Source organism: Bradyrhizobium sp. Ses1, assembly GCF_059512365.1.
Genome location: NZ_JCAMOQ010000013.1, coordinates 130,052 through 142,607, shown reverse-complemented (window position 1 = coordinate 142,607; position 12,556 = coordinate 130,052). Strand labels below are relative to the sequence as shown.

The 12,556-nt window shown below is 63.4% G+C and carries 10 protein-coding genes; 4 read left to right on the top strand and 6 right to left on the bottom strand.

The genetic code is table 11. The annotated features are described in order from the left end of the window. Positions 1-166: 166 nt before the first annotated feature. On the top strand, positions 167-655 hold the full coding sequence (locus AC5ZG5_RS17785; protein WP_456645072.1) for a GDCCVxC domain-containing (seleno)protein: 489 nt from the start codon (positions 167-169) through the stop codon (positions 653-655). Positions 656-712: 57 nt separating this feature from the next. Here the strand turns inward: AC5ZG5_RS17785 and AC5ZG5_RS17780 are convergent, their stop codons facing one another. The 6 genes from AC5ZG5_RS17780 to AC5ZG5_RS17755 form a co-directional block, all read right to left on the bottom strand. Next, positions 713-1,297 carry a TetR/AcrR family transcriptional regulator gene (locus AC5ZG5_RS17780; RefSeq protein ID WP_028169234.1) on the bottom strand — a complete coding sequence of 195 codons (585 nt, stop codon included), beginning with the start codon at positions 1,295-1,297 and terminating at the stop codon, positions 713-715. Positions 1,298-1,313: 16 nt separating this feature from the next. After that, on the bottom strand, positions 1,314-2,768 hold the full coding sequence (locus AC5ZG5_RS17775) for an amidase family protein (RefSeq protein WP_456645051.1): 1,455 nt from the start codon (positions 2,766-2,768) through the stop codon (positions 1,314-1,316). Positions 2,769-3,280: 512 nt separating this feature from the next. Next, positions 3,281-4,078: a transglycosylase SLT domain-containing protein gene (locus tag AC5ZG5_RS17770; RefSeq protein WP_456645052.1), complete on the bottom strand. Its 798-nt coding sequence runs from the start codon at positions 4,076-4,078 to the stop codon at positions 3,281-3,283. A gap of 420 nt (positions 4,079-4,498) precedes the next feature. Next, the gene (locus AC5ZG5_RS17765) at positions 4,499-4,780 is read right to left on the bottom strand and encodes an amidase family protein (RefSeq protein WP_496165457.1); all 282 of its coding nucleotides are present in this window, start codon (positions 4,778-4,780) and stop codon (positions 4,499-4,501) included. Positions 4,781-4,880: 100 nt separating this feature from the next. Beyond that, positions 4,881-5,573: a glutathione S-transferase C-terminal domain-containing protein gene (locus AC5ZG5_RS17760; RefSeq protein WP_456645053.1), complete on the bottom strand. Its 693-nt coding sequence runs from the start codon at positions 5,571-5,573 to the stop codon at positions 4,881-4,883. Between the two features lie 163 nt (positions 5,574-5,736). Then, positions 5,737-6,324, bottom strand: a complete 588-nt coding sequence (locus AC5ZG5_RS17755; RefSeq protein ID WP_456645054.1) for a TetR/AcrR family transcriptional regulator — start codon at positions 6,322-6,324, stop codon at positions 5,737-5,739. Positions 6,325-6,425: 101 nt separating this feature from the next. Here AC5ZG5_RS17755 and AC5ZG5_RS17750 point away from each other — a divergent pair, with 101 nt between their 5' ends. The 3 genes from AC5ZG5_RS17750 to AC5ZG5_RS17740 all read left to right on the top strand — a co-directional run bounded on the left by AC5ZG5_RS17750 (position 6,426) and on the right by AC5ZG5_RS17740 (position 12,480). Next, on the top strand, positions 6,426-7,835 hold the full coding sequence (locus AC5ZG5_RS17750) for an amidase (RefSeq protein ID WP_456645055.1): 1,410 nt from the start codon (positions 6,426-6,428) through the stop codon (positions 7,833-7,835). A gap of 758 nt (positions 7,836-8,593) precedes the next feature. Then, entirely contained in the window at positions 8,594-9,967 is a 1,374-nt protein-coding gene (locus AC5ZG5_RS17745) for a cation-efflux pump (protein ID WP_456645056.1), read from the top strand. A 197-nt stretch (positions 9,968-10,164) separates the two neighbouring features. Further along, positions 10,165-12,480, top strand: a complete 2,316-nt coding sequence (locus AC5ZG5_RS17740) for a sensor histidine kinase (RefSeq protein WP_456645057.1) — start codon at positions 10,165-10,167, stop codon at positions 12,478-12,480. The last annotated feature ends 76 nt before the right edge of the window (positions 12,481-12,556 follow it).

The following is a 12,556-nucleotide window of genomic DNA, read 5'->3' as shown; positions in this document are numbered from 1 at the left end:
ATCAAAGAGTCTACCCGGGGCGCTGGTTGCGGTGTCCTACAAGGACAAGACGGCAACGGTCATTTATGACGACGCTGACGCCGACGTGAACCAACTAACCTCGGCCACCACGAAGGCTAGTTATCCGTCCACACCCAAGAGCTGATCCGATGCTTTTCAATCGACTATCACTTGTCCGTACTGCGCCGTCGCGAAAGTCGAGATTATGCCGACGGATGCCTGTCAGTTTTTCTATGAATGTACCGGCTACGGCACAAAGCTAAAGCCCAAGTCCGTGATCTGGATCATCGCCCTCATCTGGATGGGCACAGCGCGCATGCTGAATGCGCGAAGCTGTACTCGTACACACTGCCGATACATCGGACCTTACTACCTCGCCATGACCGTACCCGTGATGGTGCTTGGTGCGGAGGTCGTCACCATCGGCATACTTCGATGGGTTTGTTTGGGCGTGATCATCCTCGGTGGCAGCGGGCTGATATGGTGGGCCACAGAACGCGCTGGGGGAAGCTCTCTCAGTGTTGATAGCGGAACGCTGTTCACCGCACGAGGTCCGTTGTGGGTCATTTTCGACCCATTCCGCGGGCTCTGCCTACCACTTGATGTCCGCTTTGCTCCAAAACGGTTGCCGGCCCGAGCATCGTGTTTGACCTGACGGTTGTGATTCAAGCTCACGAGCTGGGGCCACGTTTCATGCGCTACGAACTCGCGACTATGGGGGAGACGGCGTTCGCGCCAGCTGCAGCGCAGCCTCGACGCCGCCTTCCAGGATCTGCTCCGCCTGGGCAGCGTCGGGCACGGCCCGCGCGAACTGGAGGGTGCCCACCATGAGGCCGAAGATGGCCGTCGCACGGCGGACGCTCTTTGCGGAGCCGGCATCTGGAAGCAGTGCAGCCAGCGTCGAAACGTAGCTTCGCAGCGCCTCCTCGTAGGCCCGCCGGGTGGGCAAGGGCTGGCGGGCGATTTCCGGGAGCAACGCCGCCGAAGGGCACCCCGCGGCTAGGTTTTCAAGGTGGGCGCGGTTCAGGTAGCTCCGGATCGCGCCTTCGAGATCGAGGCCCCTTCGCTGATCTTCATCGAGGCGATGTTGCTGGTCGGCGAGCGCACTCGCCAGCGCCTCGCGAACGAGCGCCTCCTTGGAGTCGAAGTGCGGAGAGAATGCCCCTTTGGTCAGGCCGGCCTCGCCCATGACCCCGCCGATCCCGGCGGCGGAGACGCCGTCTCGGCGAAAGCATTTCGACGCCACATCGACGATGTGCCGTCGCGTCGCCGCCTTATGACCCTTCTCGAAACGCATTGTTCCTTCTCGTTCCCTAGCCTGCCGACAAGACGCCTTCGATCCGGCGTGCAAGATCCAAGAGCGTCCCGTCACTCCCCAAGGGGGCGTCCAGCTCAAGGCCGATCGGGAGGCCGCCGCGCGATAGGCCAGCCGGAAGGCTAATACCCGGCAGGCCCACGCTACTCGCCAACACGGTGTGGTTCGCCAGGGTAAGGTGACTAACCTGCCGCCCCGCGATTTGGAAGTTCGTCTGCTGTTCGATCAAAGGCGCCGTGCAGGGCGTCGTCGGTTGCAGTATGGCCTGCACCCCTCGGGCGACGAACACCTCGTCGAGCCGGCGTTGGATTTCCGGGCGGCTCACAGCCAGTGCGGTCTGATAGGCCTCTGCGGAGATAGCGCCTGCACCTTCCGGCAAGACCACATGTCTCCACGTGTCACGAAGCTCGGGCTTGAGTCCCTCGATGATCTCCTCGAACGTGGTCGGGATATCGTGGCGGCGAAGGAACTCAGAAATCGCGCCCATCGTCTCATGGAAGAAGATGCTCCATGTCGCTGTCTGCGTAAGGGCGCCGAAGTCATCGCCAAGGTCGACCTCAACGACCTCGGCGCCGGCGTCCCGCAGCCGACGCACCACCTCGCGGAAGCGCCCTTCGATTTCCGGGTCGACCAGATCGAGAACTTGTCGCGGTGCGTAGGCCAGCCGGGTCCCCTTCGCGTCGTATCCGCGCCCGGATGGCTCCGCGGCCATTTCACCGGTCACCACCTGATCCATAAGAGCGCAATCCTCAACGCTGCGGGCGAACACGCCCGTCGTGTCGAGGGTATGGGAGATCGGCGCAACGCCATCGCGGGGCCATCGCCCGGTCGTAGGCTTGAATCCCACTACGCCACAGAGCGATGCGGGCACCCGGATCGACCCGACGGTATCACCCCCTAAGGATGCGGGAACGATGCCGGCGGCCACGGATGCGGCGGATCCGCTCGACGAGCCGCCCGACACGCGATCGCGGGCGAACGGGTTCTTCACCTGGCCATAGCGGGCATTGTGACCGGTCAAGCCGTAGGACATCTCGACGAGGTTGTTCTTGCCGAAGACCAGAGCGCCCGCCCCCTTGATGGCGCGGACAGCGTCCGCATCTTCCCGCGGCACGAAGTGAGCGAGACCGCCGAGACCAAGGCTCGTAGGCAGCCCTTTCGTCAAATAGCTGTCCTTCACCCCGAGCGGCACGCCCAGGAGCGGCGCCACCGACCCGGCCGCACGCGCCGTGTCCGCGTCCCGCGCGGCCACGAGCACGGCGGCCTCGTCGATAGTGATGAAGGCATTGAGCTCGGCAAGCGCTCCGGCGCGCTGCAGAAGCGCCGTGGTGTAGGTCTCCGACGTGATGTCGCCGTTACGAACTGCGGCTGCAGCGGCTGCGAGCCCAAGGGAGGCCAAGTCCGCGGTGTCTCGCGATGCGGCGCGGCGTGAAGTGGCGGTTGCGTCGTCCATGAAATCCTCGCAAGAGAGCTGAGACGCGGCATCTCACTGCCACGAACGGCGGTTTAGCTCGATGTAATTACAATCATCATATAAAATTACGATCGTAATTCAATAGGAATCTTCGCGGAGATGTGGCATCGCCAGACACATAAAGGTGAGACGCCGGCAGCAGCGGCCAAACGGTCGCCAGGGCAAGCATGCGGGTGTACGGCCGCCGAGCACGCTCTTACGCACTCATTCAGCATGGAAGATGCGGATTGATTGAGCCGGGGCAATCACTCGTTTCGACGAACCACAGACCTGGCTCATCGTCGTCATAGTGATCGCAGGGCTCCTCAGATTGCGGGAGCCACGCCATCTATTTGCTCAAGCATTCCGGGCGGCGGGACTGCTGGCCTACTTCACACCGGCGCCATGGTCACGGTCGGCAGGCTGAGCACATGACTTTTGCTTCGGGACCGGACCCCCAAGAGTGCCGACACACCTTCCCGACGAAACGACGTGTGGGCGGTCGCAAACTGTCATCTCAAGCGTTCGGCCGTCGCTAGCGTCGGCGCCGGATAGCGGGCATAGAGGGTGTCGACGCGGTCCCGCCACATCGCCACGAACGCGCCCGAGGTGAGGCGATCGACCGACTTCCATTCGCGTTTGACCGCTGGCAGCGTGTTGCCCCAGATGGCGCGCTTGCACCATCGCTCGCCCTTCGCCGAGCCCTCCTGGGTTGCGCACATCGATTTCCAGGCAATCCGCTGCGGATGGCTGACGTGTTCGGCGGCTCCTTCCCCGCCCTGCTGGTGGATCAGGTAGAGATCGGAAAACGTCGGCTGCTTGTGAGTTATTACTTCGAATAGAACAGCCTCGGTGACGAACTTGTAGGCGGCAGCCATGGCGTTGTCGCGAGGATTGAGGATGTCGCCCGATCCGTATTTGCCGAACTCAGCCTTGCTCAGCTGGAACAGACCGATATAGGAGCCAGTGCGTTGCCTGGGATCGAAATCGGATTCGATTTTGGCGACCGCCTTCATGAAATTGGCATCGACATCGAACGCCTTGGCCGCGCGTTCGATCTCCTGGACGGGCGTTCCGAGCGGGACGCCGCTCAACGCCGACAAGGCGATCTTCGCGGGTTTCTCCGGCGGCGGAATTTCCGAGTAGACATAATACTTCAGATACGACTGTTCGCCTTCGTCCGGATTGGGCGAAGCAGGCGGACGGCCCTGTCGTAGCGTCGCCTCGTTCTCGGGCGGCACAGCCTCGAGGCTGGCACTGGCGTGCAACATCCGTCCTTGCCGCAGCGAACTGGTCACATCGGACGGCATCGCCGCGTCCGACGCCGCGGCGCTGAATCCCTCCGCAACAATCGCATTAGCCGATGACCTTGTATCGAATTTCGCCTCGAAGACCGGGGCCGGCAACGCTGCCAGGGCGTTTGTCAGGACCCTCGTCACATTAAGCGGCATGGCGCTGAATGCATCAGCAACTCTCGCATTCGGCGTTGCGACGCTCGGGGGCGATGCCGCGATTTGACAAATCGCGGCAAGCGAAGTCGCGATCAGCGCGCCGGCAACACAGCTTGCTTGCCAAATCTTCAATGTCGCCAGCCGCGCTGCCGCGGTTCCCCCATACAATTCCGACTGCAGATCCCCGACTTGGTGCGCAGATTAAGGGGACAAAGGGAAGACAATAGGGCGCACCTGTGGCGCAGGTGCGGCCTGTCTCGGCCGCTTCGCCAAGATCGCCTAAATTGGAGTTGGGGTCTTGATGCACCTCCCGCCGAGGGACAGGACAGACGCCATGTCCGCGCCTTCCCGCGGTACGAAGTGAGCGAGACCGTCGAGACCCAGGCTCGTGGGCAGCCCTTTCGCCAAATAGCTGCCCCTCACCCCAAGCGGCACGCCTAGCAGCGGCGGCGCCGCCCCAACCGCACGCGCCTTGTCCACGTCCCTTGCGGCCGCGAGCACGGCAGCCTCGTCGATGGCGATGAAGGCATTGAGTTCGGCAAGCGCTCGGGCACGCTGCAGAAGCGCCGTGGTGTAGGTCTCCGACGTGGTGTCGCCGTTACGAATTGCGGCTGCAGCGGCTGCGAGCCGTGCGGCATCGGCGGCTAATCTTCTTCCGTTCTCACATACTGACTGCCGTATGGATGGAGCGGCAATGTTGTACCAAACCGTCGTGCGAGACCACGAAATACTTCAGCGGTGTGTCGATCTCGTAGAAATAGATGTTGGCGACGAAGCCATAGATGCCGGCGTCGATGGCCGTCGGTCTGTCGCCATGCACATAGCCTTGCCGCGGGATCAGGCTCGCGAGTGCGGCGAGATCGGCGAGCCCGCGGGCCATCACGGCGTCGGCCTCGAAGCGGCCGATGCCCTGGTAATAGTAGCGCTGGATGTTGAACTCCCTGGCCTTCATCAACCCGTCATCGGTAAGGCTCGGATGCTCTCGCTTGAGCGCATCGCGGAACTGGGGCCAGTAGCGCTCGTCCTTCCAGCGGGAATAGGACATCACCCAGTAGAGATCGTCGAGCGTGCGTGTGATGAGGAGATTGGTCGCGCGCTGAGCCGGCGTCAGCGCGACGTCCAGCGTCACGCCATATTTTTCGGTGGCATACGCAAGGATGGTCTCGCTGTCACCGACGCTGTCATGGCCATCTACGATATATGGCAATTGTCCGCGCGGCGCCTTCGACGCATCGAAAATATGCTCGTGCCGGAACGGCACGCCAGCGAGCTTGAGGAAGGCGAATACCTTCAGACCGTAGCCATTGTTGTCGGCGACGCCGAACAGCGGCGGATAGGAATAAAGCGTGAGCATGGTGGCCTGTCAGGTTCAAGCAGGCTATTTTCAAAGTTGACCAGTCGAAAAGACCGGCAAAGACCCCCAGTGCGCCGAGCATAGTCTAGGCCACCAATTAAATCGAGGATGCCAACGTCTGCTTTGGGCCCAAGAGCCGACATGAAGAACTGACGCCGAGGCTCTACGACCGACGAGATGCTTTCTTTCCGCCCGGCAGGAGACCAGCGGCTCGATAGCCATCGATGAGTGCATCGAACAGTGAGATGTCCGAGCGGCTGCGTGCCATGAGCTGGGCCCCCGCGACGGCGGCGAAGATCGAGCGGGCTCGGGCTTCGCTTTCCTCACGTCCGACCAAGCCCGCCGCGACAAGAGTTCTGCTCAGCCATGCGACGTTGACGTCGCCGAAAGCTTGCACCTCCTTCTGAACCTCCACCGGCAGGTCGTCGTATTCGGCGGACATGAAGCTGCAAAGGCACAGACGGTTGCCGCTCTCGAGCGATCTTCGGAAGATGTTGGGATATGCTTGCAGACAGCGCAGCGGGTCGGCGCATGCCGACGACATGGCGTCCAGTTCGGCGGCTGTATCTTCCCAATAACGCTTCGCTACCGCCGCGCCGAGATCGGCCTTGCTCGGGAAGTGGTGGTAGATGCTCGCGGCTCTGATACCCACCTCGGCCGCGAGATCGCGGAAGTTCATGCCGCTGTAGCCGTGAGCCTGCGCCGTCCGCCTGGCCGCCGCCAAGATCGCTTCTCGTGAATTTGCGCTCAACGAACCCCCCTATGCGCTACCTACCAAGCGTTAGATAGGGGTTGACGCCAGGTTTTGGAAGAGATAATTACATCCTACCAAGTGTTAGGTAGGCAACGTCCATGAAGACCGACATCATCTATTCCGACGCGACCAAGCTCGCCGAACTGATCCGCACAAAGGAGCTGTCGCCAGTGGAGGTCGTGCAGGCACACCTCGATCGCATCGGGGCCGTGGACCCGAAGATCAACGCGATTGTTACGCTCGCCGACGATGCGCTCGAAGCAGCCAAGGTGGCGGAGAAGGCGATCGTCGCCGGCGAGGAGCTCGGGCCGCTGCATGGCGTGCCTTTCACGGTGAAGGACTCGATCGACACTGCAGGCGTGGCGACCCAGCGCGGTTCGCCGATCTTCAAGGGACGCGTTCCCGAGATCGACGCGACCAGCGTCGCGCGCATGAAGAAGGCGGGCGGCATCTTGCTCGGGAAGACGAACCTTCCCGAGTTCTCCTACTGGATCGAAAGCGACAATCTGCTCTCCGGCAGGTCGAATAATCCTTGGGATCTGACCCGCACGCCGGGGGGCTCGAGCGGCGGTGAATCCGCGGCCATCGCGGCCGGCATGTCGCCGCTGGGACTGGGCACCGACCTTGCGATCTCGGTGCGCGGTCCGGCCGCGCAGACCGGGATCGTCTCCCTCAAGGCAACGCATGGGCGTGTGCCCATGACTGGGATCTGGCCGCGCGCGCCGCGCCGCTTCTGGCATGTTGGTCCCATGGCACGCAGTGTCCGCGACCTCGCGCTCGCCTTCTCGCAACTGGCCGGCCCTGACGGCCAAGACGCTTTCGCAACGAGCACCGCGCAGTTCGATGCGGGGGTCGGGCGCTCGCCCGATCGTCAGCTCCGGGTGGGCTGGCTGGTCGAGCCCGGCTTCGGGCCGGTGGCCCCCGAGGTCGCGGACACAGTGAAGACGGCCGCGGAGGCGCTCAAGGACCGGGGCTGTTTCGTGGAGCCGGTGCGCATCCCGGCGCTCGAGCGCGACTTCGCCCTCGACGTGTTCAACCGCCTTCACGTGATGGAGATGAAGCCTGCATTCGCGGAGGCGACCGCCGGCCGCAGTCAGGACGAGCTCTATAAAATGGCCAAGACCATGCTCTCGCTGCCCGATACGTCCATGAAGGACTACATCGACGCGGAACAGGCCGCCGAGCGGCTGCGCGACGGCTATGCCGACTATTTCAGGACATACGACGCGCTGATCACCCCGGTCCTGCCGATCCCGGCCCACAAGCATGGCGTCGCAAAGTTCGTCATCAACGGCAAGACCGTGGACGCCACCTACCTCCAGGGCGCCACCGTGCCGCTCAACGTCACCGGCTTGCCTGGGCTGTCGATGCGGTTCGGCACCAGTAAGGAAGGACTGCCGATCAACGTGCAGCTCGTCGGAAGCTGGCTCGCCGAGTCGACCATCTTGCATCTTGCCTCCCTACTCGAGAACGTGAGCACCGTGCGAGACCTGCATCCGAACCTCTGAGAAGAAGACCTCTAACCGAACGCGAGCGCCGGCATCGTGTGACTCCGTAGCGATGCCGGCGTTAGCTGAATCAACAATCGACTGGAAGTCGGAGTTTGCGCCGTCTCATCCGTTCTATCTTCGACGGGCAAATCACCTAAAACCTGTCCAGTCCGCGCGGAAAAAATATTTCTGTTTTTCCGAAATGCAAATCAGTCTATTAATCCGCCCGTCTCACCCGATTGAGGGGCGCTTCGCGATCGTCACGAGTGTTGCGGTGGGATGCGGTGGACGCGGATTGCGCGACAGACGAGTGCGCATGAGGCGGACGGCGAAGTCGTGTGGTCCTGACGCCCCGACGCTGGCGTCAAGTCCGTGAGAAGCCAACGCCTCTCATGGGCGACGGTGGCAAGAAGCCCGGCCTCACCGGGGAGAGCACGATATAAGCCGTAAAACCATTGCGCAGGGAATGCCGGAGTGTCTCCGCTGAACCTGTATGCTCGTGTGCGCTTCTTTGTGCACTTATGCACACGAGACCGCGGGTGCAGCGCGCACCCGGCGTTCCCTGCGCCCTCTTGGTTCTGGGCGAATGATTTTGCAAAGCTCGGGTGAAACACGCCGCGAGACTGTGGACCTGCATCTGAAATGTGTCTGGTGAACTCACGCGAAACATTTTCTGGATTCGGAATAATTCGCAACAACCTGCTGCTGCGAGTGAGTAGCGATTGCGACTGCGATCGGCGCTTGATGTTGGCGGGTGGGCTGCTACACCGCAGGCGATGAGCGCTCACAACGTCAAATCCTCGGTCGCAGCGATCTCGGTCTTTGCCAGCGGTGGCATGGCCGCGGCGAAACTCGTCGTCGGGATCGCGATCGGATCGCTGGCGCTGATCTCGGAGGCCCTGCACTCCTCGGTCGACCTGATCGCGACCATCATCACCTGGGCGGTGGTGCGGGTGTCCGACGTGCCCGCGGACGAAGAGCATCATTACGGCCACGGCAAGCTCGAAAGCATCTCCGCGCTCGGCGTGATCGCCCTGCTCTACGTGCTCGCGGGCGGCATCCTGGTCGAGGCCTATAGCCGGCTGAGCGAAGGCGCGCCGCCGCCGTCAATCTCCGCGATCCCCTTCGTGGTCCTCATCATCGACATCATCGTCAATCTCTGGCGGGCGCGGGCGCTGCATCGCGCCGCGCGGGAAACCAAGAGCCAGGCGCTCGCCGCCGACGCGCTGCATTTCGCCTCCGACGTGATGGGCTCGTTCGCCGTCATCATCGGCCTCGTGCTGGCCGGCCTCGGCTTCTGGTGGGGCGACGCCGCCGCGGCCATCGCCGTCGCCGTCATGATCGCCCTGCTCGGCCTGCGGATGGCGCGCTCGACCGTGGAGACGCTGACCGACCGGGCGCCGGAAGGCGCGCTTGAGAAGGCGACCGCGGCGATCCGGAACGTGCCTGGTGTGGTCGAGGTCGAGCGGCTGCGCGTGCGCATGGTCGGCCCGACCTATTTCATCGACGCCATCGCCAAGGTGCCGCGCACCATTCCGATCGACCGCGTCGAGGAGATCAAGCGCAGGGCGCAGGCCGCGGTCGCCGGCGTGCTCGGCGATGCCGACCTCACCTTCACCGCGGTGCCGGTCGCGCGCGACAATGAGAGCGTGCGCGAGCGCATCATGGTGATCGCGCGCAATTCCGGGCTTGCCATCCATCACGTCACCGTGCACGCGCTCGGCGAGAAGCTGATCGTCAGCATCGACCTCGAGGTCGACGGCGAGATGGAGCTCACCGCGGCCCATGCCATCGCCCACGATCTCGAACGCGCGATCCGCGAGGACTTCGGCGAGGACGTCGAAGTCGACACCCACATCGAGCCGCTCGAGCCGGAACTGCCGTGGGGCAGCAACGCCGCGCCCGATCGCGTCGAGACCATCAGACAGGCGCTGACGCGCTTTGCCGCCGACGGCCCGATCCATGACATCCACAATGTGCGCGTCCGCGACTCCGACGCCGGCGAGATCGTCAACTTCCACTGCCGCGCCGCGCCGTCGATGAGCGTCATCAAGGTGCATGAGGAAGTCGACGCGATCGAGCGCGCGCTGCGCCGCGCCTTCCCCACCATCAAGCGCGTCATCAGCCACGCCGAGCCGCCGCACAGGTAGGAACACACATCGACGTTCTCGTTTCGGACTCGGTTTGCGAGCCGCGATTCTGTCTTGGACAAGAATTATTTCGCATTAACGAATCGTTGACTCTCGACACGCCGGGAAAACTGGATTCAAATCATAATGATTCGGGAGCAACGTGGGGTTGGCTTCCGAACTGTGTGGCAAATCAGATTGCGGTGGGGGTCTAGGGCATGACGCGTGCGCATGCGGCGAACGCGTGCGTTCAATCCGATTCGATCAAGGGATTGGCGCAATCGATCGCGAAACCAGACTACCACAGGCTCTTGACCGCTGAGCCTGCGTTGCGCCGGGCCGTGCCCACGCTCATCATCGCCTTCCTGATCACGATCTGCCTCGGCGCCTTCGTCCAGGTGGTCGACCAGAGCCGGCAGAAGCGTGCCGCGCTGAAGCGCGACCTCTCCGCCCTCTCCGATATCCTCGCCGAGCGGCTCGATCGCCTGACCTCGAGCCGCCGCGAACACCTTGGCAATATCGAGCAGTTGCAGAACCTGTTGCCCGACCTCATTCCGTCCTGGGGCATCGCCAGGGGCCGCCATGTCATCGTCACCGGCGTCGATCATCGCGTGCTCGCCCGCACCCCGATCGACGGGCTCGGCGAGAACGACCGGGTGTTCGACATCGTCTCCACCGCGCAACTGCTCGTCGCGCCGAGCCAGCAGGGCATCCTCGCCGACATGATCCTACCGAACGGCGACAGCGCGCTCGCCATCTCGGTTCAGGTGAAATCGCTGCCCGGCCAGGTGGTCGTGATCCAGGAGATGAACGAGCCGATCTGGGGATCGGACGCCGCGCTCTCGGTCACGCTCTCGGCGACCACGGGCTTCGTCGTGCTCATCCTCGGCTTCGCCTTCCACTGGCAGTCGACCCGCGCCCGCGAGGGCGATCTCATCAATGACGCCGTCCGCGGCCGAATCGACACCGCGCTCAACCGCGGCCGCTGCGGCCTGTGGGACTGGGACCTCTCGCGCGGTCGCATCTTCTGGTCGCAGTCGATGTTCACCCTGCTCGGCCTCGAATCCCGCAACGACCTTTTGACCTTCGGCGAGGTCAACGCGCTGGTGAAATCGGACGACATCGATCTGTTCGACATCGCCGACCAGCTCATCTCCGGCAAGATCGACCATATCGACCAGTCGTTCCGCATGCAGCACACCGAGGGCCACTGGATCTGGCTGCGCGTGCGCTGCGAGCTCAGCCACGCATCGGCCGATGGCGGCCTGCACCTGATCGGCATCGCGGTCGACATCACCGAGCAGAAGAGCCTCGCCGAAAAAACTGTTGAAGCGGACCTGCGGCTGCGCGACGCCATCGAGACCATTCCGGAAGCCTTCGTGCTCTGGGATGCCGAGGACCGCCTCGTGCTCTGCAACTCGCACTTCCAGCGCCTGCACAAATTGCCGGATTCGGCCGTTGCCCCCGGCACCTCCTACGAGACCGTGATCGAGGTCGGCAGCATGCCGGAGGTCCGCACGCGGTTGCACGAGGCCGGCGTGCCGATGCCGGGCGCGCGCACCTTCGAGGCGCAGCTCGACGACGGGAAGTGGCTGCACATCTCCGAGCGCCGCACCAAGGACGGCGGCTACGTCTCGGTCGGCACTGACATCACCCGCATCAAGGCCCACGAGCAGAAGCTCGTCGACAACGATCTGCGCCTGCGCGCCACCGTCGTCGATCTGAAGCGTTCGCAGACCGAGCTCGAGCGGCAGGCGATCGAGCTCGCCGACCTCGCGGAAAAATATTCGCAGGAGAAGACCCGCGCCGAGGAAGCCAACGCCGCCAAGTCGAAATTCCTCGCCAATATGAGCCACGAGCTGCGCACGCCGCTGAACGCCATCATCGGCTTCTCCGAGATCATGGGCAGCGGCATGTTCGGCGCGCTCGGCTCGGACAAGTATCAGGAATATTGCCACGACATCCTCACCAGCGGCAAATATCTGCTCGACGTCATCAACGACATCCTCGACATGTCGAAGATCGAAGCCGGGCGCATGAAGCTCGATTTGGAGCCGCTCGATCTGTCGAGGACGCTCGCGGAATCGCTGCGCGTGGTGTCTGGACGCGCCCAGGCCAAGCAGCTCACGCTCGATGCCGACATCGAACGCACGATTCCCGTGGTGGCCGATCGCCGCGCGATCAAGCAGATCGTCGTCAACCTGCTCTCCAATGCGGTGAAGTTCACGCCCGACAGCGGCCGGGTGATCGTGCGCAGCCAGGTGCTGGACGATCAAATCGTGATGCTGATCGCCGACACCGGCATCGGCATCGCACAGGACTCGCTGCAGCGCCTCGGCAAGCCGTTCGAGCAAGTCGAGAGCCAGCTCACCAAGACCTATCAGGGCTCGGGTCTCGGCCTTGCGATCGCACGCTCGCTGACCAGCCTGCATGGCGGCTCGATGAAGCTGCGCTCCAAGCTCGGCGTCGGCACCGTCGTCCGCATCGCCCTGCCACGCAACGCCTTTGCGGCGAGGATGCGGGAGGCGGCGTAAGGATTTCGCACTGCCGTAGGGTGGGCAAAGCGCAGCGTGCCCACCATTTACGATCGGTGCAAGCGATGGTGGGCAC